The sequence below is a fragment of the Micromonospora sp. CNZ296 genome (assembly GCF_007827635.1).
Window position 1 is genome coordinate 1 of record NZ_VISW01000037.1, and the last position, 25,583, is coordinate 25,583.

Sequence of the window (25,583 nt, forward strand, 5' to 3'; positions counted from 1 at the left end):
TGCGCTGCTGCCCACGCCGAGCGACCGCGATCGTGCAGGCCATCCTCGTCCTGCACCGCGTCGAAGCCGACCGCTACGCAGGATGAAAATGGCTCATAGAGGTCGGTACGCCTTGGCCGCATTTACCAGATGAATGAGATGAATGAATGGAAAAGTCGTCGCAAAGCCGCCGCCCGGTGAGGAATCGATAGCTTTCCGTCACTGAAGTTTCTATCCTTGAAGAATCCGATCGCCAGCAGCGGAAGGGGCGGCATGCCGCGCCGTTCGAGCCTCAGCTATCGAGATGCGTTACGACTGCTGGCCCCGGGCAGCGCGCGCATCACCGAGACCGACAAGGTCGTCAGCGCGGGGATCCTGGGCGCTGGGGCCCTCTCCCACGGTACGGCGCTCGCGCTGCTCGGCCCGAAGAACGCGCTCATGCAGCTCGTCCGGGACGCCACCGGAAACCAGGCCGGGCGCATCCGGGCAACCGGCGGTAAATCGTATTACGAGCTGCTGGAGGCCAGCCATACCGTGCTGGCCCTCTCCGCGTTCTTCGACGGTTTCCGCGACGAGGTCGGGCCGGGTTTCGACAGGCTGGAACTGACCGACGAGGAGAAGGTCGGCATGGTGCCGGCCGAGCGGCGGCACCACACGCTTCCGCAGGAGATCGACGGCGGCTACTTCCCGCTGCCCTCCTCCGTGCACGGCATGGACGACACCCGGCGGGACGTCGAGGCCGCGTACGTCAAGCTCTACGACGCCACCATCGCCTTCTGCGAGGGTCTCGCCGCCTGGCCGTCGGTGCGGCGCGGGCTCGACCTCACGTCGATGCGCTCCCGCGTGGTGGGCCGGGCCATGTGGCACTACGAGGACCGCTTCGACCGGCTCGCCGCGGACCTCCCCGAGTTCGGGTTCCGGATGATCCGGCAGGCGATCGAGCACAACCTGATCGACAACCGGAAGCTCACCACCGAGGTCTCGGCCCGGCTGGACGCGCTGGCGCAGCTCTACCGCAACCTGGACGAGCTGTCCGGTCCGGTGGCCGCCGACCGGCCCGACCTGCTCCGCGAGTCGCTCGACCGGCTCACCGGGTCGCTGGCGGCGGTGTTCCGGCAGCCGCTGCTGCGGATCAAGGACGTCGACTTCCACCTGCGGCTGCCGAACGTGGACAGCGGGTTCATCAGCCCCGACTTCCGGGCCGCCGAGTACGGCAAGCACACGTCACCGGAGCGGGAGCACTGGTGGGAGGACCAGCCGCGCCGGGGTGACCTCGTCGGGTTCCTCTCCGAGTATCTGACCGACCCGGCGAGCCTGCACCGTCCGCTGCTGCTCCTCGGCCAGCCGGGCGCCGGCAAGACGCTGCTGACCCGGGTGATCGCGGCCCGGCTGCCGGCGAGCCGGTTCACCGCGATAGTGGTGCCGCTGCGCCGGATGTCCGGGGACACGTCGCCGACCGAGCAGATCGAGGCCGCGATCGAGCAGGTGATGGACGAGCGCATCCGCTGGGCGGACCTGCGCCGGGCCACCCAGCACACCACCGTCGTGGTGATCTTCGACGGGTTCGACGAACTCGTCCAGGTCACCGGCACGGCCCACTCCCAGTACATCGACCGGGTGGCCGAGTTCCAGGAGACCCAGTGGGACCTGGGCTACTCGGTCATCCCGATCATCACGTCGCGGATCCTGGTGATGGACCGCGCCAGCGTGCCGCAGGGCACAGTGCTGGTCCGGCTGGAGGACCTGACCGACGCCCAGGTGACGGCCTGGCTGACCGCCGTGAACGCGGCGAACGAGGACCGGCCCGGCTACCGCCGGCTGTCCGCCCGGGAGCTGCTGTCCCACGGCGAGCTGGCCCGTCAGCCGTTGCTGCTCACGCTGCTGGCGATCTACTACAACGAGCACTGGGCCGACCGCCGTCCCGGCGCCGCCATCTCCCGGTCCGACCTGTTCACCGGCCTGCTCACCGCGTTCATCAGGCGGCAGGTGAGCGAGAAGGCGCCGACCGCCCTCGCGAACCACGAGCGGGAGGCCCGCGAACACCAGCTCCGGCGCGACCTGGCGATCACCGCGTTCGCCATGTTCAACCGCAACCGGGAACTGGTGAACCGGGCCGCGCTCCGTCTCGACCTGGACTGCTTCGGCTCCGGGCCCGGAGACGGCTCGCGCTTCGAACTCGGCGACGTGCTCGGCCCGGAACAACTGGTCACCGCCGCGTTCTTCGTGGTGTACGGCCCGGACGACGTGCAGGGCGAGGACGCCAGGCGCACGTACGAGTTCCTGCACACCACGATCGGCGACTTCCTGATCGCCGAGTACGTCATCGGGGCGCTGCGGAGCCTGGCCGTGCTGCGCCGGCACACCCGCAGCCCGGCCGGCTTCGGCTACCAGCTGGACACCGGCCAGTTCCGGGCGCTGCTCTCCCACCAGCCGCTGGTGAAGCGCGAGGCGGTGGTGGGCTTCGCCCGGGAGCTCGCCTCCCGCCACCCGGAGGAGCTGGACGGGATCGTGGAGACCATCGCCGGCCTGCTGGCCGAGGCCCGGCAGCGGACCAACCTGGCCGGCGTGGACGGCTACCGGCCCGCGCCGTACGACCCGGTGCGGCTGCTCGCCGCGTACACCGCCAACCTGGTCGCCCTCGCCGCGCTGGTGTCACCGGACGGCGTACGCCACACCGATCTGATGGACGAGGCGACCTGGGTGTCCACGGTCCGGCTGTGGCGGGCGGGGCTGGACGAGAAGGGCCAGCTCGCGATGATCAGCTGGCTCGGCCGGGACGCCGACGGCCGGATCATCGCCGAGCAGCGGCGCGAGGGCCGGGGAGAGAAGATCAACGTGGCCGCCGAGGAGGCGCGGCTGCTGGGTGACATCACCACCTACGGCCAGTTGCGGGCGGGCGCACGGACGTGGCGCGGCCAGCAGCCGGACAGCTTCGAGGCCGCCCGGTTCCACGCCGACCTGGTGTCGCTCGCCACCCGCCGCTGGCCGGTGCCGTCCCTGCACCAGCTCATCCTGTACGACGAGCGCAGCTACCGGCGCCTGTGGGCGCGCGCCGTCGAGTCACCGGAGGCGGTGTCCAGCACGAGCGCCACTGTCCTGCTGGAATGCCTCGCCGAGGACGGCGCGCAGTTGCCCCGCGAGGTGGTGTGCGGGCTGACCCGGGTGGCGTTGAGCCGGCTGCCCGACTCGCCGACCGCGCCGCCCGAACTGATCATCTCGTGCCCGTACCTGATCGACGAGTTCCCGGAACTGGTCGACTCGCTCGGCACGACCGACGACCACGCGGTGCTGCACGCGCTCATCCTGCGGCACGGGCTCCACCGGCTGCCGCAGCGGTACGTGCCCCGGGTCCGCCGGGTGCTCGCCGACATCGAGGACCGGCTCGCGGAGCTGCCGCTGGAGGACGGCGTGGTGTCGGCCGAGATGGCCGAGCAGTTCGCCGCCGCCCGGGTCGACAACCGCACCGCGCTGTGGCTGCTGATGGCGTTGAGCGAGTACGCCGAACTGGCCTGGCCGAAGATCCCGCCGAAGACGATGCACGCCCTGCTCGCGCACCGGCTGCCGGACGAGTTCCTCGACGAGGCGAGCCTGTGCCGGCTGCTCCTGGACTACCTGCGGGCCTACGACCGGGTGCCGGCCGAGGTCTCGCTGGCATCAGCCCTCGACACGCTGCGCGTCCTCGCAGCATCCGACCAGTCCGATCACACCGGGCGGACCGGCCAGATCCCGGCCGCCGGGGCGGTCTGACCACGCCACCCGTACCGCCACCACCCGTCCGGAGGCCCCGATTGGCACACTCGCCCACGCACCGAGAGCACATCGTCCGGACGGGAAGGAGGAACCTGGCGGTCGACATCGCCGGGGCGGAACGCGGCTGGCCCGTGTTCCTGATGCACGGCACACCCGGCAGCCGCAACGGTCCACGACCACGGTCCATCGTGCTGCACCGGCTCGGCGTACGGCTGATCTCGTACGACCGGCCGGGTTACGGCGGCTCCAGCCGGCTGCCCGGCCGCCGCGTCGCGGACGCCGCGGCGGACGTCGCGGCCATCGCCGACGACCTGGGCCTGGACGGCTTCTCGGTGGTGGGGCGCTCCGGCGGCGGCCCGCACGCCCTGGCCTGCGCCGCGCTGCTGCCGGACCGGGTACGGCGGACCGCCGTCCTGGTCGGTCTCGCCCCGGCCGGCGCGGCAGGGCTGGACTGGTTCGGCGGCATGACCGACGCCAACGTCCGGGACTACGGCGCCGCCGAGCACGACGTGCCGGTGCTCGCCGAGCAGTTGCGGCTGCGGGCCGAGCGGACCATGGACGACCCGGGCTCGCTGCTGGCGCTGCTTGTCGAGCAGATGACCGAGGCCGACCGCCGGGTGGTGGCCGGCGTGCCGATCCGCCGGCAGCTCACCGACGCCTACGCCGAGGCGCTGCGCCAGGGGCCGCACGGCTGGATCGACGACGTGCTGGCGCTACGCGCCGACTGGGGGATTACGCTGGCGGACATCCGGATGCCGGTCCGGCTGTGGCACGGCGCCGACGACAACTTCGCCCCGGCCAGCCACACCCGCTGGCTGGCCGAGCAGATCCCCGGCGCGCAGTTGCACGTGCAGCCGCGCAGCGCGCACTTCGGCGCGGTGGAGGTGCTGCCGGAGATCCTCGCGTGGCTGGCCGACCCGGTGGAGCGGACCGCTGTCAGATCGGATGCGGGTCGATGATGCGCCGCTGCAACCGGCTCTCCCGGACGGCCTCGACCGCCGGGTGGTTCTCGCCCAGCCGGTAGGTCAGCTCGCGGGTGACCGCCTCCAGTTCCGCCCGCCGGCCGCTCTCCACCCGCTCCTGCATCACCACCAGGTTCGCCCGGCAGCGCAACGTGTTCGTGTGGTCGCGGCCGAGGGTCCGGACCAGGCCGTCGTGGGCGCGCCGCAGCAGGCTCAGCGCCTCCAGGTCCGCCGCCTCCCGGCCTTCCGGCGGGTCGGGCTGTTCGGCGATGCAGATGCCCTGGTTCATCCAGCCGGAGAGCGGGTACGGGTGCCCGCTGCCCAGCACGCCGGCGAGCGCGTCGGCGGACCGGCCGGCGAGCTGCCGCGCCTCGGCGAAGTCTCCGGCGCGGCGGGCCACCATGGCGAGGTTGACCATGCAGACCAGGGTCAGCGGGTGCGCCGGGCCGAGGTTGCGCTGGTAGATGCGGTGCACCTCGGTGAGTTCCCGGCTGGCGCGCTGGAACAGGTCGACCGTGAGCAGGTTGATCGACAGGCTCAGCCGGCAGGTCAGCGTCTCCGGGTTGTCCGGCCCGAACCGCTCGTTCAGCAGCTCGTACGCGGCTTCGAGGAGCTTGCCCGCCTCGACCGCGTGCCCGGCCGCGCGCAGCGACACCGCCAGGTTCGTCTGCGTCCGCAGGGTGATGAGGTGTTCGGGCCCGGCCGTGTGCAGCAGGTCCCGGTGGACGCTGCGCAGGCGGGTGACCGACTGCTCGAAGTCGCCCGCGTCGCGCATGTCGATGCCGACGTACGCGGAGGAGGCGAGCGTGTCCGGGTGGTTCTCCCCGAGGATCGCGCGACGCCCGGCCAGCACCATCTCGTCGTTCTTGCGGGCCTCCCGGAAGTCGCCCATCAGGCGCTGGGTGCTGGCGAGGTTGTTGAGCGCGGCGAGGGTACGCGGGTGCTCCTCGGTGAAGTTCCGCTTCCACGCGTTGAACGTGATCTCGTCCAGGCGCAGCGCCTCGTTGTACATGCCCATGCCGCGCAGGTCGCGGGCGAGCCCGCCGGCGGTCATCAGCGTGTGCGGGTGGTCCTCGCCGAGCAGGTCCCGCTGGGCGGCGAGCACCTCCTCGTCCAGCGCCCGCGACTCGGTGAACTGCCCGAGGAAGGCGAGGATGTTGGCGAGGTTGAACTGGAGGTGCAGCAACTGCCGGCGCAGGTCGTCGCGCGCCCGCGCGTCGTCCTCCTCCGCGAGCATCTGCTCCCAGGTCTGCGCGACCTCCTGCCCGAGCCGCCGGCCGGTCTCCAGGTCGCCGCGCAACTGGAGGTAGCGGACCCGGTCGATCATCAGCGCCCGCACCTCCACCTTGCGGCTCAGCGGCGCCTTCGACGCCTCCAGGTGCGGCCAGATGACCCGGAACCGGGGCCAGCCGTCGGGGTCGTCGACCTCGCCCTCGGGCCGGGCCGCGGCGAGCACGAGGTGGACCTGCTGGCGCGCCTCGTCGAGTTGCGCCTCCGTCATCCGGGACCGGACGGCGTGCTGGAGCAGGCGGTGCATGAGCACCAGGCCGCCCCGGCCCCGCTCGCCGCCGGACGGGTTCTCGGCCCGCAGGTCGACGCGGACCAGCGCGAGCCGGTTGGCCTGCTGCACCAGTTGCTGGCGGACCAGCCGCTCCTTCGCCTGCGGGTGGAACGGCACCAGCGCCTCGGCGAACTCGTCGCTGTAGACCAGGTCGGCGGAGATCTCGGGCGCGAACACCGAGCAGAGTTGCAGCACCCGGTAGGCGGCCGGGTTGCGGGTCCGCAGGTGGTTGAGCGACAGCTCCCAGGTGGCCTCCACGGAGACGTTGCTGTTCGGCTCCATCACCGCGCCCGGTCCGAACCTGGCGATCTCGTTGAGGTAGCTGTCGACCGAGTGGCCGGTGTCGGCGAGCCAGGCCGCGGCGGCGGTGACAGCGATCGGCAGGTCGCCGAGCAGGGCGGCGATCCGGTCGGCCTGGTCGACGCGCATGGTCGGCACCCGCTCGGTGAGGTGCTGGATGCTCTCGGCGCGCTTGAACACGTCGACCTGAACGGTGGTGGCCCGCTCGACCCATTGCAGGTTCCGGGACGTGATCAGGACGTGGCCCTTGCCGTCCGGCACGTACGGCAGGACGCCCTCGACCTCGTCCGCGTTGTCCATGATCAGCAGCCAGCGGAGGTCGGTGCGGCGCAGCGCCTGGAGCACCAGCCGGGCGTTCTCCCGGTTCGAGTCCGACGACGGTACGCCCAGGTAGGGCGCCAGGTCACCGATGGCCGACTCGATGAACGGCACCTGGTCGGCGTCGATCCACCACACCATGTCGTACGCGGCACGGTAGCGGTGGGCGTACTCCAGCGCGAGCTGGCTCTTGCCGATGCCGCCCATGCCCTGCAACGCCACCGGCCCGGTGCCGGAGAGCACCACCTTCGGGCTGCTGCGCAGCAGCGTCCGCAGCTCGCGCAGGTCCGCCTCCCGGCCGGTGAAGCGCTTGTTGCGGCCCGGCACCTCGAACACCGTGTTGTCCCGGCCGGGGAACCGGGGACCGGTCGGCAGTTCCAGGTCGGCCGGCACGCCCTCGCGGCCGACCAGGCGCAGGATCCGCGCGGCGGCGGTCCGCGCCTCCAGCCCGGCGACCGAGACGGTGTGCGCCGCGGGCACGTTCGCCAGGCGCCGCACGTCGGCCACGTAGACGACGAGCGGCGCCTGGTCGGGCGAGCGGTCCGGCGCGGCGAGCACCGCCTCCTCGGTGGCGTTCGCCTCGGAGACGATGATCAGCTCCCGGGCGCTCCGGGGCGTCTCGTCCTCGGCGAACCACGGGTCGGTCACCCGGACGTCGGCCGAGACCAGCAGGTGACCGATCCACTCCGCCCACACCCGGTCGTACGGGGCGTGCCGGAGCAGGATCTCGTTCTCCACCGAGTTGGAGGTACGGGTGAACCGGGCGTTGACCCGCTCGCGTACCGCGCTGCTCATCGGCGGCAGCGACTCCACCTCGCCCCGGGTGATCTCCCGGGCCAGCACCTCGTACGCGGACAGCAGCGATCCGTTGACGCCGGGCTGGTCGGCGAACGTGGCGAGCAGTTCCTCGTACGCGTAGAACGCCTGGTAGGGCACCTGCATCCGGGCCCAGTACCGGTCCCGGTCGGCCTCGCTCATCCCGCTCGGCAGACCGCTGAAGCGCTGCCGCGCCACCGCCCGCCCGGTGTCCGCCTTGACCTTCTCCGCCGGGTCGATCCGCATCGGCACGGGCAGCACCCGGATCCGCCGCGACCCGTAGCGGTGCTCGACCAGCCGCGCCACCTTGGCCGCGCCGGTGATGCCCTGCTCGCTGAGGGTGAAGCAGGTGACCAGCACGTCCGGCAGCTGGATGGTGCAGATGTCGGCCACGTCGGAGAAACCGGTGCGGCTGTCGATCAGCACGTAGTCGTAGTTGCGCTTCATGTCGGCGCGCAGCGCGTCGAAGAAGTAGCCGCCGCCCTGCCGCTCGTAGAACTCGTCCCAGTTCATCCCGGCGAGCGCGCCGGCGTAGTCGTTGTTCTGCTGGCCCGCGCCGAGGAAGTCCAGCGTCCCGTCACCGGGGAAGTTCGACCAGTTCAGCGAGAACGAGTACTTGTGCACGCGGGCGTACTGCTCGTGCCAGCGGTCGTCGCCCTTGTCCTGCTTGGTGGTGGTCGCCCACTCGTACTCCCGGATCAGGTCGATCACCCCGCCGGTGCTCTCCAGCGCGTCCCGGTCGATGAACGGCGCGAAGAAGCGCGACAGGCCGGGGGACTCCAGGTCCCAGTCGACTGCGAGCACCCGCTTGCCGTTGGCGGCGAGGATCCAGGCGACGTTCGCCAGCGCCATCGTCCGGCCGGTGCCGCCCTTGTAGGAGTAGAAGGTGACGACCTGTCCCTCGCGTCGGGTCATGTGTCCACTCCCTCGTCGGGCGGCGGGTTCTCCCAGAGCCGGGGTTTGCTGATCGGCCGTCCCGGCGGCGGGTAGGCCGGTCTCGCCTCCAGGTAGCGGCGGCGCATCCGGTCGACCAGGCCGTGGATCCCGGCCCGCCAGTCGTCGTAAGTGGTGATCGCCAGTGGGCGTGCCGCGGCCGGGAAGATCTCGATGGCCCGGTCGAGCAGCACCGCCGCGTGGGAGCGGCGACCGGGTGCCGAGTCCTCGATGATCACCACGACGCCCACCCAGCGGTGCAGCGAGGCGACGGCCGCGCGGACGGCCTCCGCACCGTCCGGCGTCTCGACCACCCGAGGATCGATCATGAGTACGCCCGGGCAGCCCCGGAACAGCCCGGCGTCCGGTACGAAGTCGCGGACGTCGATCGGCATCCGCAGCCGCTGCACCGCGTCGGTCACGTCGTCGACCACCGGCGGCCGGTCGCGGAACGGGCGCCACCGGCCGGCGTGCGTGTCGGACCGCCCGTTGAGCCGTCCCGGGTCGGCCGGTTCCTCGGGCGCGATCACCACCGCCCGGAACGGCACCTCGCTGGTCGGGGACGACGGCAGATCGGTCGGGCCGGTCGGCGGCTCGGCCGGTTGCAGCGGCGTCTGCTCGGCGGTGTCGACGATGTGCTGGGCGAGCCGGCCCAGCACCTCCTTGTAGGCGTGCTGGAACTTCTGGAGCCGGCAGAGCGCGCTCATGCCGTTCGCCGCGTACGCATCCACGTCGGCGGCCATCGCCACCGCCCGGGCCTGGTCCGGCGCGTGCACCGCGGCGGGCGACGGGATCCACAGGACCGGCAGGATGTTGTCGCCGTCGGCCGGCCGGCCGGCCCGGATCAGCCGTTGCCGGAACCACTCCCGTTCCCGGCGCGAGTCGTCCCGGTTGAGGTAGTCCGGCGAGTACAACGGCACGAACACCTCGGCCTCGGCCAGCGCGGTGCGTTTTCGTTCCGTCCGGTCCTCCGGCGGCCGCACCATGAAGTCGGCGAAGCCCTGCCGGCGTAACCGGTCGCCGGGCCGGCCGTCGATCGCCAGGTTGAGATCGTGGTAGAAGCGGCGGACCCAGTGGTCGCCCGGGGTGCGGTCGTTGTGTGTCGGCGGGGGGACGTAGCTGAGGAAGAAATATGGCGGGCCCGGCAGCGCGGGCCGCTCAGAGGTCACGACGACACGACCGTTCCACGGGAAGTGCGCCTGACCCCCAACCGGTAATGATCACGCGCTGCTCCCCAGTCGACACGATACGGCGTCTATCGATCAGGGTAGAGAGGTTGCGCTCGGGTTACCAGGCTCACCGTTCGATGTGGGCGTCCATCCAGGCGACCGCGACGCGTACCGCACCGGATATCGGCAGCAGCCGGGCCGGTGCGTCCCCTACCGTCCCGTGCCGGGTGAACGCCGCCCGGTCGAGTTCCGCGCCGATCGCGGGAAAAGGGCCCGCATCCAGGTGCGGAGCCTCGAATTCCAGCCGTTCCCGGCGGCCGTCGCGCAGCACGTAGCAGCGGTACGGACGACGCGGCGCCGGGCGGCGTGACCGGTACTCGGCGAGGTGCAGCGCGGTGCATGTCGCATAGCCGACACCGAGCAGCAGCGTCCGGGCGCCGGCCGCCTCCAGGGCGGCGAGCGGGGACCGCTCCCCGAGGTGGGAGTCCAGGTCGTGGACGCGCATCAGCTCCTCCGCCCGCGGCCCCCACGCGCTGAACGACGTCTGCGGGTGCCGGCTGCGGACCGCGCCGGGCAGCCGCCGTACGTGCTCGGCGAACGCGCCGACCCCGAACGACGGCGTGACGGCCGGGTCGAAGCCGGGCATCCGGTCCTCGTACGCCAGGCGTTCCTCGTCGGTCAGCCCGGCGGTCGCGGCGCGGTACGCGGCGCTGCTCACCGAGTTGTCAGGGGTCTGCGCCGGGACCACGACGGTGCCGGACGGACCGACGGCGGCCCGCAGCGCTGCAGCCAGGGTGCCCGACCCGCCGTCCACCGGCCCGAGCGCCCGCAGGGAGCAGTGCACGAGCACCACGTCACCGGGGCCGAGCCCGAGCGCGCGCAGGTCGGCGGCGAGCGTGCCGGCCCGGTACGCGGTCCGGGCGGCGGTCACGACGGCCACCCGGACATCGAACGCGCGACCTGCCGGACCAGCCGTGAGCCCGCCGGCGTGAGCGCGTCCGCCCGTTGCAGCGCGCCGATCGCCTCGGCCGTCCAGTCGCGGTACCGGCGGTAGACCGCCTGCGCGCCGTCGACCTGACGGTCGGCCCGGATCCGCCAGATGTCGGCCACCGCCGCGTGCGCGTAGATGCCGTGCAGGACGGCCTCGGCGGGCCGCGGGTCGGGCCGCCAGCCCACTGTGATGTCGATCGGCCGCGTGCCGTCGACCAGGTCGCAGATGTCCAGCAGCGCGTTCATCTTGCTGTGCTGGAACTCGTGCACGAGCAGCACCGCGAGCGATCCGGCGTCGGTCTCCGTGGCCGCGACACCGCCGAACGCCTGCCGCGCGGTCGACGCCTCGCTGACACCCGCGCCGCTGCGCCGCAGCGGCACCACGGCCCGCAGCCCGGCGCGCAACTCCTCGGCATGGCCCGGCACCTCGTCCCGGATCACCTGCCACGCCGCCGCGAACGTCTCGGCCCAGCGCGCGGCGCCCGCGTCGTCGAGCCGGTCACCGGCGGGCAGCCGGTGGCAGTCGCGGTGCGGGTCGCCGTCCTCCAGCAGGACGCTCACGTCCGGCGCGGCGAGTACGCGGGTCGGCCACCACCGGGGCGCGTCCCCGGGCGTTCCGGGACGGATCGCCACTGTCACGTCCCCGGCGGCCACCCGTAGCGAACCCGGGCCGGTCTCGACCCGTGCGGCGCCGTCTCCCACCTCGGGCAGCAGCACGGTGCCCACTGTCGGCAGGTGCAGGCGGCCGGACCGCACCGGCACGTCGAGGCGTACCGGGGTGCCGGCGTCGAGCGCGGCGGCGACGGCGAGCGCGCTCAGGTAGTCAGGCCCCTGCCGGGCGCCGGTGCCGCTGCCGGCGAGGCAGTCGACAGCCCACGCCCGCACGTACGGGTGGGCCGCGATCCGGGCGACGGACTCCGGCGCGCCGCGGTCGAGGGCGGTCAGCGCCTCCCAGCCGTCGGCTCCGGCCCCGCCGGCCGGCAGGCGGTCGGCCACCTCGGCGAGCAGCGCGCGGACGATGGCGATCTGTGCCTCCACGAGCCGGCCGATGGCGACCCGGTCGCCGGTCAGTGCCGCGAGGCGGTCGATGAAGTCGTCGGGCAGGCCGGCGTCGAGCCGGACGGGTGCTGGTGGGTTCTCGTTCACGTGCACGATCAGCTCTTTCAGATCGGCGCAGTAGACACTCGGATGATCGAAGTGCCCGGCGCCGTACCGGTGGGCGAAGAGTCCGCCGCCGCACTGGTCGACCACCGGGCACCGCCGGCACTCGTCGCTGAGCCCGGCCCGGCCGGAGCGGCGGCGGGCCAGGAGCGGGCTGGCCGCCACGTCGTCGGCCGCGTGCGAGAAGACGGTCATGCCGGTGGCCGGCGCGCCGTCGTACGCGGTCTTGAGCGAGTCCGCCTGCTCCCACTCGCCGTCCGTCTCGACGACCGCCAGGTCGACCGGGTCGAGACCGAGCCACTCGGTGCCGCTGGGTCCGCCCGCGGCGGTGGACAGCAGCGAGTCGAAGAGGCGGACGGAGACCGGTCGGCCGTCCGCCAGCCAGCGGTCGTAGACGGCGCGCAGCCAGCCCGCGTACGCGGTGCCGCCGCCGGCCGGCCGCCACGGCGGGTCGTCCCAGGTGGCGTGCGGGAGCAGGAAGTCGATCCGCGGTGGCTCCTGGGCGAGCAGCGATTCGTACACCGCGATCGGGTCGTTGCGCACGTCCACCGTGCACAGCAGGCCCGAGTAGATCCGCCGGTACGCCGGGCGGCGCAGCAGGCCGAGGGCGCGGAGCACCTGGTCGTAGCTGCCGGCGCCGGACCGGAAGCGCCGGTGCCTGTCGTTGGCGGCACGGTCGCCGTCGAGCGAGACGCCGACCGCGACATCGTGTTCGGCGAGCAGGTCGCAGAGCCGCTCGGAGAGCAGTATGCCGTTTGTCTGCATGCCGAGCCGGAGCCGGGTGACCGGGTCGATGACCCGCCGGAGGTCCGCGAGCACCTCGCCGAGCCGCTCGGCGCCGAGCAGCAGTGGTTCCCCGCCGTGCAGGATCACCGTGACGTCCGGCAGGTCGTGGGCCGCGGCGTGTTCGGCGATCCGCCCGGCCGCGGTCCGGAGCACCTCCGGCGTCATCCGTACCGGGCGGCGCCGCCAGCTCTGGTCGGCGTGTTCGTAGACGTAGCAGTGGTCGCACGCCAGGTCACACCTGGCGTGCACCTTGAGGACGAACTCGGTGAGCGCCGCGCGGGCGGGCCCCGGGGCCATCGCGGATCAGATGAACGACGAGAACTTCGCCGCCGGGATCCGGGTCTGATCGAGGTGAGCCGCCATCACCCGGCGCACGATGGGGGAGATGTCCGCGGCGGAGAGCCGGTCGAGCGGCTCCGCGCGGACCCTGCCCAGCGAGACCGGGGGCTCATCCTGGCGCAAGGGTGCGGTTGTCATGAGTCTTCCTTAGGTTCGTGCACACGCCAGGCGGGGAACAACAAGCAACGGCTCAAAATAAAGGCTCTGTGAGCCGGGCGCTATCGACCCACCGGTGGGAAGCAGTGCATTTTGGACGGTTGCGCGACCGGCGGCTGCTGTGCCGTCGAGGGAGCGACCTGGGGGATCAATATTATGCCCCTTTTTGCCTATCCGACATGATTCCAAAGTCCATACTTTTACAGAAATCGTCCACCTCGACGCGTGCTCGAGGTGGACGACCACTGTCTCCGGCGCTCAGACGGCCGGGCCGCTCCCGGACGGCGTGCCGAGGCGGATGTCGACGTCGGCCGGTTCGGTCATCTGGTCGTACGCCCTGGTCCGGAGCCGGTTGGTCTGCACCTCGCCGTCGAGCAGCGCGGCCCGCAGCGCCTCCGCGTCGCTGATCTCCTTGGCGGTCACCGCGTCGGCCGCTGTCGTGGCGCCCTGCACCACCTCCAGGTGGGTGCCGTCGGTGGGCATCAACTCGGTCCACTTCGCCAGGCAGTACACCCGCTCCGGCACGTCCTGGCACTCGGTGGTCAGCTCGGGCATCTCGTCGCCGGTGCCGAGGTGGCCGGTCCGGTACGTCGTCAGCTCGTCCACGAACGCCGCCAGCTCGTGCTCCACCTGGGGCGCCAGGCTGGTCGCCACCACCTTGCCGAAGATCCACCGCAGCGCGGTCAGCTCCATGCCGGCCCGCACCGGCAGGTAGAGCTTCGCCCAGCTCGCGTTGACGAAGTCGCCGGGGTCGCGCTCCGGGGCGCGGGCGTCGCCGCCGGACCACCAGCCGGGGTACGCCACGAACGACGCGCGCTCCCAGTCGAAGACGCGGTGCCAGAAGTCGATCTCCCACGCCTCGTCCCGCACGCTGGCCGGGAAGTGCGTCTCCACGATCTGCGAGACCATCTCGTTGACCGGCGAGAAGCCGGCCCGCAGGCGCGCCTCGAACTCGTCCCCGGCCGTCTCCGCCGCGGCCAGCGCCTCGTCGCGCCGGTCCTGCCACTCCTGGAGATCGGTCAGGTAGCCCGCGACGAGCGCGTTGTACGCCGCGTCGTCGGCGGTCTGGTCCACCACCGTCGGGGTACGCCGGAATCCGGCGGCGAGCTGCACGTCGGCACCCGGACCCGCCAGCCAGCTCCGGGCGCCGACGTGCACGCGTACGCGCAGCACGGGCCGGCCGTCCGCCTCGGTGACCACCGGCACGCCCACCACCCGGGCGGCGATCGCGTCCGGCGGACGGCGGGTGATCAGCGTGAGGTTCTGCCGGATCGTGTCGATGTCGCCGTCCCACTCCCAGCCGGCGTCGAACGCGACGTCGACGTCGTAGTCGGCGCTCATGTCGCCGGTGAATCCCCACTTGTCGAGCGTGACCACGGGGGAGTACACGACGCGCGTCTCCACCGCGGCGGGCGCGCCACGCGGCGGGCGCTCCGGCTTCACCGGCGCCGGGGGCAGCGCGGCGACCGCGTTGTCGCGGATCCGCTGCCGTCCGCCGATGATCTTCTGGGCGAAGGCGAACGCCGGATCCTTGATCGTCGGGGCCCAGCAGACCCGTGCCCCGTACCGCTCGTGGGCCAGCTCCAGCCGTTGCAGCACCTTGAAGTAGTGCAGGGTGATCGGCGTGGCCCGGTTCGGGTTGCGGACGGTGCGCTTCGAGGAGGACTCCGTACCGGTCTCGCTGACCAGCTTGAAATCGGTCCTGTGCTGGGTGCGGTAGCGCGCCGCGACCTTCGAGGTGGCGGTCCGGCTGTCCTTCACGGCGCGGCGGCTCGTCTCCTGGCTCGCCGCGGTGACGCTGCTGGCGAAGCCGATCGTGTGGCTGGCGTTGAAGGTGCCCCAGACGCCGGTCGGGCTGGTGTACTGGCCGGTGTGGCTCGCGTTGAGCCCCCAGGTGTCGGTGAGCGACTTCTGCCGCTCGAAGCCCTCCTGGAGTTCGGTGGTGAGCGCGCTGGTCAGCTCGACGTCGGTCTGCTGTTCCGACTCGTTCTGCTCCTCCAGGGTCAGCTCGCGCTTGGTGTAGGTGCGCTGCTCCAGCACCGCCTCCTCGCCGGGGGCGAGCGCCAGCGCGTAGACGTGCTCGCCGAGCGCGAAGCCCACCGGCCGGATCCGGGTGCGGTCGAGGAACGCGATGCCCACGTCGGACTGGAGCAGGCCGGCGAGGAACTCCGCCTGCTGGTCGCCGAGGAGCGTCTGGCGTCGCGCCGGCGGCTCCCGGTACGACATGCCCGAGTCGGCGCCGGGCAGCGCCTCGGTGGCGGCGTCCATCTCGTTGGCCTTCCACAGGTCGTACAGGCCGAGTTCCTTGAGCAGGTGCGGCAGCCGGTCGCCGTCGAGCCCGCCGTAGCGGATCGCCTCGATCAGCGCCTGCTTGACGTAGAACGGCAGGATGGGCGTCTCGCCACCGCCGAAGGTGAGCCGGACCGGTACGAAGTAGTTGGAGTAGACGTACCGGTCGGAATGCGCGGTGCTGAAACCAAGCGTCGCCGGATCGGCGTCGGCGACGACGACTCTGCCCATCGGTGCTCCTCTACAGCGGCAGTTCGAACAGGGATTGCAGCCCTCGGTACGTCATCTCGTGCGAGGTGACGAAGAATCCGGGGAACAACTGGCTGAGGGCGGCCTGACGGAGGACCGTCTCGCGTACGGCGTGTGTGGTCAGCTCTTCGAGGCCGGCGACGACCTCCGCCGGGACGCCGCCCTTCGCGGCTCGCTGGTACGCCTCCGCGATCGCCTCCCAGCGACCGTCGAACGTCTCCCCGAGGTCGTCGGCGACGGTTCCCCAGGTCTTCTCGAAGCGCTCCAGCTTCGTCGAGGACGTCCAGTCGACGTTCGTGACGCGGGCCGCCTCGGGGTCGACGAGCAGCAGGTCGGAGCGGAGGTCACCGACCGTGGTGGACGCCTTCCACCGGAACCGTTCGGCGAGGTGGGTGGCGAGCGCCTTCTCCGCGCCGGTCGCGGCCGGGTTGCCGGTGAACCCGACGAGCCGCAGCAGCAGATCCCGGTCCGGGTGGCCGAGCAGCATCTGCGCGACCGTCTGGCGCAGCACCGCCTCGGAGCCGCGCAGCGCGGGCGCCAGCTCCGGGTGGGCCGCGCGGACCGCCTCGACCACTGTCGCCAGCGACTTCTCCGCGAACGGCTCCAGGCCGGGCGACCGGCCGACGAGCTGCGTGACCTCGGCCGCCATCCGCCGGTGCACCTGCTGGCCGAGCCGCCACGGTTGCGCCTGCCCGGCCTTGCGCAGCGCGCGGAACTCCTCGTATGCGACGGTCTGGAGCGCCCTGTTGAACGCGGTGGTCAGCCGCTGCTCCAGTTGCCGGGCGATGGCGGCGCGCACGGTGGCGGCCCGGATGTCCCGGGGTGTCTTCGGCGGTTTCAGCTCGCGCAGGTCCTCGACCCGCTTGATGATCTCGTCGAGCGCCTCGGTCAGCTCGGCGCGGGTCGCGGCGCGGCCGGCCGACGAAACCGTCTCCGACATGCTCGCCATCAGCACGGGCCGGCCGTCGAGGCTCACCAGCGCGCCGAGCCGGGTGCCCGCACCGGCGCCGGCGAACGCCTCGGCGTGCGCCGCCTGGTTGAACACGGTCAGTGTGAGTTCGGCGTCGACGAGCAGCGCCCGGCCCTGCCGGAACAGCGCGTCGAGCACCTTCGGGGGGAAGAGCGTCCGCAGCATCGCGAGGCCCACCTGAGGCGTGGCGACGATCGCCGCCCGGCCGATCGCCACCAGCAGCGCGGCCGTCTGCGCGGTCAGCAGGCGCGCCTCCCGGGCGCCCGCGAGCAGCAGCGGTACATACCGGACGGCGGCGCGCACCGCGACGCCGCCGAGCAGCCGGGCGAGCTGCACCAGGCCGGTGAGCACCTGGTAGAGGTCGCCGGCGACCCGGCCGAGCAGGCGGCCGGCGGCGAACGGGTCGAGGTCGTCCAGGTGCCGGGCGAACTGGGCGGCCCAGCCGCGCCACAGCGCCAGCAGCCGTTCCGGAACCGTCGTCGGGTCCAGCGCGGCGACGATGCCGGCCAGCGCCTGGCGTACGACTGTGGCCTGGTCGGCGAGGCGCTGCACACCGGCGCGGGGGTCGACTGTGAGCACGATGAGCGTGATGAACTGCTCCTGCTGGAGACGGCCGATCAACTGCACGAGCTTGCCGAGGTCGACCACCACCGTCGCGACGGACTCCCCGACGCCGACCGCGAAGCCGTCCAGGAACAGCTTCGGGTTGATCCCGTTCCAGGCCGCGTAGTGCCGCATCGCGTCGAGCAGCGCCGGATCGAGGCCGAGCAGGTAGTGGCGGAACGCGCCGTCGGAGTCGACGTCGGAGGCGGCCAGGTCGAAGAACGCCTCGGCCAGCCGGAGCTTCGCGAGCATCGAGACCAGGTCCCAGACGTTGTCCGGGGTGATGCGGCCGGTCATCGCGGCCAGCACCCGCTCGCGGGTCATCGACCGCGTGGCGTGCGCGTCCATCCAGTACTTGACCGTCAGCGCGACGAACTCCACCCGTGGATCCTGGGTGCGTGCGCCGAAGACCGCGGCCCGGTCCTCGGCGGACACCCGCGGCACGCTGAACCAGTCCCGGATCATGACGGATTCGTTCGCCGGCTGTCCCAACTCCCCCACCACCCCTCCAGCCGTGTGCACTGTCGGGCCGCGCTGAGGGCGGCGGTAGTGCTGGGTCGAGAAGCTGACATGGCCCCACGGCGTCACGCGCCCGTCGTCCATCGACTGTTACGACTTGACGAACGACGTGTTATCGCTCACAGTCGATGGCACAGGGCGGCGCCTTCGGCGGCTCACCGGGCGGGCGCGGATGGCCACGTGGCAGGCCGGGTGTGGGATCAGTGCGCTTCGACGAATTGTTAGCGCTCACAAACGTCTGATCTGAAGGAGGAACATGTTCGCATTCGGTAGGTCCCCATCGACTGTGTCGCCGCCACGACGGCGCGGATGGCTGCCGCGCGTCGTCGCGACGGGTGCGGCCGCGGTACTCGTCGGCGCCGGCGCCGTGGCGGTCGTGTCCGCGCCCGCCGCCGCCGCGAGCGTCGACACGAACGCCTGGTACGTCCTTGTGAACCGCAACAGCGGCAAGGCGCTCGACGTCTACAACCTGGCCACCAACGACGGCGCGCGGATCGTGCAGTGGTCGCGCAACAACGGCAACCAGCAGCAGTGGCAGTTCGTCGACTCCGGCGGCGGCTACTACCGGCTGAAGTCCCGGCTGTCCGGCAAGGTGCTCGACGTCTACAACTGGTCGACCGCCAACGGCGGCAGCATCGTGCAGTGGTCCGACCTCAACGGGACCAACCAGCAGTTCCGGCTGGCCGACTCCGACAGCGGCTACGTCCGGCTGATCAGCCGCCACAGCAACAAGGTGGTGGAGGTGCAGGGCGCCTCGACCGCCGACGGCGGAAACATCGTCCAGTACGACGACTGGAACGGCGCCAACCAGCAGTGGCAGCTCGTACGGGTGGACGGTGGCGGCGGCAACCCCACCACGCCGCCTCCGACGACGCCGCCGCCGGGTGGCACGTGCAACCTGCCGTCGTCGTACCGGTGGTCCTCGACGGGCGCGTTGGCGCAGCCGCGCTCGGGCTGGGTGTCGTTGAAGGACTTCACTGTGGTGCCGTACAACGGGCAGCATCTGGTGTACGCGACGACGCACGACACCGGCTCGTCGTGGGGGTCGATGAACTTCGGCCTGTTCTCGAACTGGTCGCAGATGGCCTCGGCCAGCCAGAACGCGATGTCGTCGGGCACTGTGGCACCCACCCTGTTCTACTTCGCGCCGCGCAACATCTGGGTGCTGGCCTACCAGTGGGGACCGACCGCGTTCTCCTACCGCACCTCGACCAACCCGACCAACCCGAACGGGTGGTCGTCGGCGCAGCCGCTGTTCACCGGCAGCATCTCCGGTTCCGGCACCGGCCCGATCGACCAGACCCTGATCGCCGACGACCAGAACATGTACCTGTTTTTCGCCGGTGACAACGGCAAGATCTACCGCTCCAGCATGCCCCTGGGCAACTTCCCCGGCAGCTTCGGCTCCACCTACACCACCATCATGTCGGACTCGACGAACAACCTGTTCGAAGCCGTGCAGGTCTACAAGCTCCAGGGCCAGACCCGCTACCTGATGATCGTCGAGGCGATCGGCTCCCAGGGCCGCTACTTCCGCTCCTTCACCGCCACCAGCCTCAACGGATCCTGGACGCCGCAGGCCGCCACCGAGTCCAACCCGTTCGCCGGCAAGGCCAACAGCGGCGCCACCTGGACCAACGACATCAGCCACGGCGAACTCATCCGCACCACCGCCGACCAGACCTTCACCGTCGACCCCTGCAACCTCCAACTGCTCTACCAAGGCCGCTCCCCCAACTCCGGCGGCGACTACGGCCTCCTGCCCTACCGACCCGGACTACTCACCCTCCAGCGCTGAGCGCGTACCCCGAGATCCGGAGAGCCCGGCCCCGCGACCACGCGGGCCGGGCTCTCCGGCCTCTCGCCCGACGGCGATCGTTGCCCTGGAGGCAACGACGGTGGCCCGGTCAGTCGTTGATCGGCACCGTCCCGCCCGGGAGTGTGGAGGTCGTCACCACCTCCCGAGCGAAGGGTTGGGCAGATGTCCTTCCAGGCGTACCTCGACGCGATCGAGGACAAGACCGGCAAGACCCCGCGCGTCCTGGTCGACGAGGCCAAGGAGCGCGGCTACGACGCGGCCGACGTCAAGGCGGGCGTGATCGTGGCCTGGCTGAAGGACGAGTACGGCCTCGGCCGGGGACACGCGATGGCTCTGATTCACGTGATCAAGAACGGGCCGAGGATCAGCGCCAAGCACGTCGGCTCCACCGGCTCCCACCGCGACGACAGCGACACGCTGTGGCTGGACGGCAAGGCCGCCCGAGCCTCCGCGTAGCGGCTGTGGACAGCGACGCCTATCGTTCGCCCCATGGGAGCGATCAAGCCGTGGCACCTGTTCGTCCTGACGCTCTGCTGCCTACTGCCGCTCATCGCGGCAGTGGTGGCGGTGGTGTGGACGCGGCGGAGTCGCCGCTGACCCGTCAGCGGCCGGCGGCGAACTCCTCCACCGCCGTGCAGACCCGCCCGAGCGCCTCGGCCGAGGCCGCCAGCGGCCCGGGCACCATCATCGAGTGGTCGGCGTCGGCGACCTCCACCACGTACGGGGTCAGCCGGCGCGCCACCGCACCGTCCCAGAACCGGTCGCCGGTGCCGCCGGCCAGCAGGAATGGCGCGGTGGCCCGGCCCAGCGGCTCCCGTACCGCGGGGTCGGTCAGCAGCGGCGTCAGCCACACCGCCGGGATGCCCCGGTCGGCGGCGAGCGGCGCGGCGAAACTGCCGAGCGACTTGCCCACGAGCAGATCCACCCCGGCGTCGAGAACCGGATCCAGCTGCTCGGCGACCCACTCCGGCGCGCTGTCGAGCCGCAGCTCGCCCAGCGACCGCCAGGTCACCTCGTGCACCTCGAAACCGAGCCGGCGCAGCGCCTCCCCGATGTAGACGAAGAGCGGTCCCCGGGTGTCGTAGCCCTGTCCCGGTGCGAGTACCGCGCGCCGATCCGCCATGGTCGCCTCCCTTGCGTTCGATCGATGCGTCACGCTAGCCGCTGCATGGATTGCCGGTGACCCCTCGGCCTCACAGCCGTTCCGGGGTACGGATGCCGAGCAGGTCCAGGCCCTGCCGCAGCACCCGCCCGGTCAGGTCGCACAACACGAGCCGGCTCTCCCGCACCGGCCCCTCGGCCCGCAGCACCGGGCAGCGCTCGTAGAACGCGCTGAACGCGACCGCCAGCCGGTGCAGGTAGGCGGTCAGCCGGTGGAACTCCAACCCACCCGCCACCTCCTCGACCACCGCGGCGAAGCCGACCAGCTCCATGGCGAGCGCCCGCTCGGCCGGCTCGGCGAGCGAGACCTCCGCGTCCGGCCGCGCCGCCGCGCCGGCCCGCCGGAAGATCGACCTGACCCGGGAGTACGCGTACTGGAGGTACGGCGCGGTGTTCCCGTCCAGTGACAGCATCCGCTCCCAGTCCAGCACGTAGTCCTTGTGCCGGTCCCCGGACAGGTCGGCGTACTTGATCGCGCCGACGCCCACCGCGCGCCCCACCTCGGCGGCCTCCGACTCGCCCAGCTCCGGATTGCGCTCCCGGGCCAGCGCGGTGGCCCGCTGGACCGCCTCGGTGAGCAGCCCGGCCAGCTTCACCGACCCGCCGGCCCGGCTGCGCAGCATCCGCCCGTCCGGGCCGAGGATCGAGCCGAACCCGACGTGCTCGGCCCGCGCCGGTGCGGTGAGCCAGCCGGCCTGCGCGGCGACCGCGAACACCATCTCGAAGTGCCGCCGCTGCGGAAGCCCGACCACGTAGAGCAGCCGGGTCGCGCCGAGCGCGCCGGTCCGGTGCCGCAGCGCGGCCAGATCGGTGGCCGGGTAGCCGTACCCGCCGTCGGACTTGCGCACGATCAGCGGCAACGGCTCGCCGTCACGGCCCACCGAACCGGGCGGGAACACGCAGTCCGCGCCGTCGCTGCGCCGCAGCAGCCCGAGCCGGTCCAGCTCCTCGACAGTCGGCGCGAGCTGGTCGTGGTAGCTGCTCTCGCCCCGGAAGTCGTCGCCGGTCAGGGTCACGTCGAGCAGGTCGTACACGGTCAGGAAGTAGCCCTCCGACTGCGTCACCAGCAACCGCCACAGCCGCAGCGTCGCCGGGTCACCGCCCTGCAACGCCACCACCCGCTGCCGCGACCGCTCCCGGAACGCCTCGTCGTCGTCGAACTTCGCCCGCGCCGCCTTGTAGAACCCGTCCAGGTCACCCATTGACAGCTCCTGCGCCGCCCCGGCCTCGCCCAGGTCGAGCAGGTGCTCGATCAGCATGCCGAACGGTGTGCCCCAGTCGCCGAGGTGGTTGGCGCGCAGCACCCGGTGCCCGAGCCACTCCAGCATCCGCGCCGCCGCGTCCCCGATCACAGTCGACCGCAGGTGCCCGACGTGCATCTCCTTCGCCACGTTCGGCCCCGAGTAGTCGACCACCACCGTCTCCGGCTCGGCCACCACTGGCACGCCGAGCCGCGGGTCGGCGGCCAGCGCGGACACCAGCCCGCCGAGCGCGTGCCCGGCCACCGTCAGGTTCAGGAAACCCGGGCCGGACACCTCGACCGCCGCGCAGACGTCGGCCAGCGCGGCGCGCTCCCGTACCTCCGCGGCGATCTCCCGCGGCGGCCGGCCGAGCCGCCGGGCCAGGCCCAACGCCGCGTCGGACTGGAAGTCCGCGTGCTGCGAGCGCCGCACGGCCGGGTCCACCGGCACGCCGGCCACCGCCGCGAACGCCGGCGCCAGCCGGTCGGTGAGCAACCTTTCAAGATCCATGAGTACGCCGATCTCGCTGTGGATCCGCCGCGCGGATCACCTGACGGGAACGCGACGGCGGAGCGAGGACGATCGATGACGACCGGCGGCTCGATCCGCCGGTCGCAGGAGGGGAAGGCTCAGCGCAGGCGGTCGCGGGACCGCCGGCGTCGCAGCGCGCCGAGCCGGACGTCGGAGGACGTCATCGGGTACGCGTGCGAGCTGGCCATGTCGGCAGCGTAACCGGCCGGTCCGGGGTCGGCGCAAGCGCGTACCCCGGACCGGCTCGTGGTCAGGCCGAGGTGGCGACGGCCTTGCGGTAGCGCTCGGCCCGGCGCCGCACCTGGGTGTACGCGCTGCTCAGGCCCATCGCCCGGCGGACCTCGACGAGCGTGCGGCGCACCTGCTCGCGGGTCCGCTCAGTGCCGGTGACGATCAGCTCGTCGACCAGGCCGGGCTGCGCCTCGAAGCGGGCCCGGCGCTCCCGGATCGGGTCCAGGAACCGGTTGAGCGCCGTCGCCAGCGCCTCCTTGACCTCCACATCACCGACCCGGCCGGCCCGGTAGCGGGCCTTGAGGTCGGCCACCTGCGCCCGGTCCGGATTGAAGATGTCGTGGTACTCGAAGACCGGGTTCCCCTCGACGGTGCCGGGCACGTCGGCGCGGACCCGATTCGGGTCGGTGTACATCCCCATCACCTTGCGGCGCACCGTCGCCGCGTCGTCGGAGAGCGCGATCGCGTTCCCCTTGCTCTTGCTCATCTTCCCGGCGCCGTCAGTCCCGACCAGCGTGGGCGTCTCCGACATGAGCATGTCGGGCACCGGGAAGACCTCGCCGTAGAGGTGGTTGAACCGGCGGGCGATCTCCCGGGTCACCTCGACGTGCGCGGCGTTGTCCTTTCCGACCGGCACGACCTGGCCCTTGACGCAGAGGATGTCGGCGGCCTGGAGCACCGGGTAGCCGAGCAGGCCGTACGGCATCTCGTCCTTGCCGGCGTCCCGGGTCATCTCCTTCAACGACGGCACCCGTTCCAGCCGGGGCACAGTGATGAGGTTCTGGAACAGCGTGTTCAGGTCGCCGACCTCGGGGATCGCGGACTGGAGGTAGAACGTCGCCCGTTCCGGCTCCACCCCGGCGGCGAGGATGTCGGTGACCATCTCGCGGGCGTTGTGGGCGACCTGCTCGATGTCCGCGCGGCTGTTGCGGGTGGTGAGCATGTGCAGGTCGGCGATGATGAAGAAGCTCTCGTAGCGCTGGTGCAGCCGCACCCGGTTGGCGATGCTGCCCACGTAGTGGCCGAGGTGCAGCCGCCCGGTCGGGCGGTCACCGGTGAGCATGCGTGCAGAGGACATGGTCGTACGCCTTTCGTGCCGTTCGCTGGCGGGGAGACGCGACCCGGGTGTCACCCAGGTCGGTAAAGCGGGCTCGTCAGAACGAGCGCCGCCATCGCCCGCCGGCGCGGAAACGGAGTCCGCCGGCACGGAGTACGTCGAGGATCTGCTCCCGGCCGTCGACAGCGTGGCCCGGGAGACCGCTGCGGGTCTCCGGGAGGCAGCTGCGCGGCCGGACCATGACTGACACGGTAACCGCTCACCGGCCTGCGCCGCTGCCTCCTGCCGCGCTTACTGCTGTCGATAGCTCTCCGTGTAGTAGCTGCCGACCCGATCCCGGTACTCGGGGTGGGCGAAGTGGTCCCTGTCGAACGCCGGCGACTCCTTCACCTGCTCCCGGGTGCGGTCCACGTGCACGACGCGCTCCAGGTGGTCGACCTGCGCCACCGTGCCGGCCGGCAGCAGCACCTTCTTGCCGAAGATCCACGGACCGGTGTCCACCACCAGGTACCGCGCGTCCGCATCCTCGCTCGCCTCGTCGATGGAGCCGATCCGCCCGTCCGTCGCCTCCACCCGGTAGCCGGTGAGGTCGATCGGCGTACCCGGGCCGGGGGCGTCCAGGCCGTCGTCCGCCTCGCCGGCGCGCTGTTCCGGCACGTCTCCGGGCCGGGTCTGGTCGTACCCTCCGGCCAGGGCGGCCGGATCCCGCCAGGTCCACGGGTTGAACGGCTGCATCGGTGGCACCTCCGTCGAATCGGCTCGACAGAACAGTGCCCCGGCGGCGGGAGCGGAAACGCGTACTGCGCCGACCGCTGGCCTGACCTGGGCGGACGGCGCGCTGGCATACTGGCCGACCATGGTCCTGTCACGTGGTTGGTCGCTGTTCCTGGTCGCCGTCGGCGTCTGGACGTGGGCGATCTGGCCGAGGTTCGCGGTCGCCATCTGGAACGACGAGCGCGCCTGGTCGGCCGGCGTCGTCGGCGAGGGCAGCCCGACCGGCTTCCTGTGGGTGCACGCCCTGCTGATCGCCGCGTCCCTGGCCATCGGTACGACTGTGGGACTCCTGGGCATCCGCGCCTACCGGGCCGCCCGCCGTCCGTCCCCCTCCTCGCCCTCCGCCCCGCCGTCGCCCCGGTGATCAAGGAGTTTGTGTCCGCTGGGGACGCCGTTCGTGACGGAACTCCTTGATCGCGGGCGCTTGTGGACGGGTGTGACGCGCGCCGCTACCCCTCGATTTGACGTTCAAACCCGCAGACGCGTAGCTTTCTCTCTGCCAGCGCGGAACGGGGCAAACGGGACGAAAGCCCGGGAGCACCGAACAGGGCTGGCACCGGGTCCGACCGAGGCTTTCGGCCTTGCGAGGACGCGGTCCGGGCGAGGCCCGCCGAAACGCCGCAGGGCGGATTTGGCGGAGCGGAACCGACCGGGTAAGGTTGTCGACCGGCAGGGCACCGGGCGAGCTTGCGGGAAACCGCAGCGGCCGGCCTGCCAAATCCGATGATCATCGCAGCAGGTGACTGCTGCGCGTGCTCAGCGGCGCCAACCCGTACGAAGCGTGACAGACCGGGACACACGGTTTGACACGGCAGAGACGGTGAGGTAACGTAGTAAAAGTGCCCGGCGCGAGAGCGGCGGGTGGTTGAACGAAATGCCCCGGCTGGGGGTTCCGCTGGTAGCGGTGCTTCTGGTCGGT

Annotated in this window: 16 protein-coding genes and 1 pseudogene; 6 read left to right on the forward strand and 11 right to left on the reverse strand. The window is 71.8% G+C overall.

Annotation, left to right across the window (positions count from 1 at the left end; translation table 11 throughout):
* The 3 genes and pseudogenes from FB455_RS32875 to FB455_RS32885 form a co-directional block, all read left to right on the forward strand.
* Positions 1-86: pseudogene (locus FB455_RS32875) on the forward strand (IS5/IS1182 family transposase); the annotation flags it as partial.
* A gap of 166 nt (positions 87-252) precedes the next feature.
* Positions 253-3,726, forward strand: a complete 3,474-nt coding sequence (locus FB455_RS32880; protein ID WP_145755739.1) for an NACHT domain-containing protein — start codon at positions 253-255, stop codon at positions 3,724-3,726.
* Between the two features lie 41 nt (positions 3,727-3,767).
* Positions 3,768-4,688 carry an alpha/beta fold hydrolase gene (locus FB455_RS32885; protein WP_013289097.1) on the forward strand — a complete coding sequence of 307 codons (921 nt, stop codon included), beginning with the start codon at positions 3,768-3,770 and terminating at the stop codon, positions 4,686-4,688.
* On the opposite strand, the gene fxsT is transcribed toward FB455_RS32885, so the two are convergent.
* The 7 genes from fxsT to FB455_RS32915 form a co-directional block, all read right to left on the reverse strand.
* On the reverse strand, positions 4,666-8,601 hold the full coding sequence (gene fxsT, locus FB455_RS32890; protein WP_145755740.1) for an FxSxx-COOH system tetratricopeptide repeat protein: 3,936 nt from the start codon (positions 8,599-8,601) through the stop codon (positions 4,666-4,668). The genes FB455_RS32885 and fxsT overlap by 23 nt on opposite strands.
* The gene (locus FB455_RS32895; RefSeq protein ID WP_013289095.1) at positions 8,598-9,788 is read right to left on the reverse strand and encodes a TIR-like protein FxsC; all 1,191 of its coding nucleotides are present in this window, start codon (positions 9,786-9,788) and stop codon (positions 8,598-8,600) included. Before FB455_RS32895 ends, fxsT begins: the two co-directional genes overlap by 4 nt.
* A 127-nt stretch (positions 9,789-9,915) precedes the next feature.
* Entirely contained in the window at positions 9,916-10,728 is an 813-nt protein-coding gene (locus tag FB455_RS32900) for an AAC(3) family N-acetyltransferase (protein WP_486481633.1), read from the reverse strand.
* Positions 10,716-13,022 carry an FxsB family cyclophane-forming radical SAM/SPASM peptide maturase gene (locus FB455_RS32905; RefSeq protein WP_145755741.1) on the reverse strand — a complete coding sequence of 769 codons (2,307 nt, stop codon included), beginning with the start codon at positions 13,020-13,022 and terminating at the stop codon, positions 10,716-10,718. Before FB455_RS32905 ends, FB455_RS32900 begins: the two co-directional genes overlap by 13 nt.
* A gap of 6 nt (positions 13,023-13,028) precedes the next feature.
* The gene (locus FB455_RS34485; RefSeq protein ID WP_013289092.1) at positions 13,029-13,202 is read right to left on the reverse strand and encodes a hypothetical protein; all 174 of its coding nucleotides are present in this window, start codon (positions 13,200-13,202) and stop codon (positions 13,029-13,031) included.
* Between the two features lie 276 nt (positions 13,203-13,478).
* The gene (locus FB455_RS32910) at positions 13,479-15,740 is read right to left on the reverse strand and encodes a hypothetical protein (RefSeq protein ID WP_145755742.1); all 2,262 of its coding nucleotides are present in this window, start codon (positions 15,738-15,740) and stop codon (positions 13,479-13,481) included.
* Between the two features lie 10 nt (positions 15,741-15,750).
* Positions 15,751-17,796: a hypothetical protein gene (locus FB455_RS32915; RefSeq protein ID WP_486481634.1), complete on the reverse strand. Its 2,046-nt coding sequence runs from the start codon at positions 17,794-17,796 to the stop codon at positions 15,751-15,753.
* A 310-nt stretch (positions 17,797-18,106) separates the two neighbouring features.
* Here FB455_RS32915 and FB455_RS32920 point away from each other — a divergent pair, with 310 nt between their 5' ends.
* Together FB455_RS32920 and FB455_RS32925 are read left to right on the forward strand one after the other, a co-directional pair.
* Positions 18,107-19,648: a non-reducing end alpha-L-arabinofuranosidase family hydrolase gene (locus FB455_RS32920; protein ID WP_071097430.1), complete on the forward strand. Its 1,542-nt coding sequence runs from the start codon at positions 18,107-18,109 to the stop codon at positions 19,646-19,648.
* Positions 19,649-19,831: 183 nt separating this feature from the next.
* Positions 19,832-20,125, forward strand: a complete 294-nt coding sequence (locus FB455_RS32925; RefSeq protein ID WP_013289088.1) for a DUF4287 domain-containing protein — start codon at positions 19,832-19,834, stop codon at positions 20,123-20,125.
* A 145-nt stretch (positions 20,126-20,270) separates the two neighbouring features.
* Here FB455_RS32925 and FB455_RS32930 read toward each other — a convergent pair whose 3' ends face one another.
* The 4 genes from FB455_RS32930 to FB455_RS32945 form a co-directional block, all read right to left on the reverse strand.
* The gene (locus FB455_RS32930; RefSeq protein ID WP_013289087.1) at positions 20,271-20,792 is read right to left on the reverse strand and encodes an alpha/beta hydrolase; all 522 of its coding nucleotides are present in this window, start codon (positions 20,790-20,792) and stop codon (positions 20,271-20,273) included.
* A gap of 70 nt (positions 20,793-20,862) precedes the next feature.
* The gene (gene argS / locus FB455_RS32935; protein ID WP_145755744.1) at positions 20,863-22,581 is read right to left on the reverse strand and encodes an arginine--tRNA ligase; all 1,719 of its coding nucleotides are present in this window, start codon (positions 22,579-22,581) and stop codon (positions 20,863-20,865) included.
* A 271-nt stretch (positions 22,582-22,852) separates the two neighbouring features.
* A complete protein-coding gene (gene trpS / locus FB455_RS32940) occupies positions 22,853-23,911 on the reverse strand; it encodes a tryptophan--tRNA ligase (RefSeq protein ID WP_013289085.1) in 1,059 nt (352 codons plus the stop codon).
* 270 nt (positions 23,912-24,181) lie between these two features.
* Positions 24,182-24,625, reverse strand: coding sequence for a PRC-barrel domain-containing protein (locus FB455_RS32945; protein ID WP_145755745.1), 444 nt, complete (start codon positions 24,623-24,625; stop codon positions 24,182-24,184).
* Positions 24,626-24,746: 121 nt separating this feature from the next.
* Between FB455_RS32945 and FB455_RS32950 the strand changes: the two genes are divergently transcribed.
* Positions 24,747-25,028: an SCO4848 family membrane protein gene (locus tag FB455_RS32950; protein WP_145755746.1), complete on the forward strand. Its 282-nt coding sequence runs from the start codon at positions 24,747-24,749 to the stop codon at positions 25,026-25,028.
* Positions 25,029-25,583 lie beyond the last annotated feature (555 nt).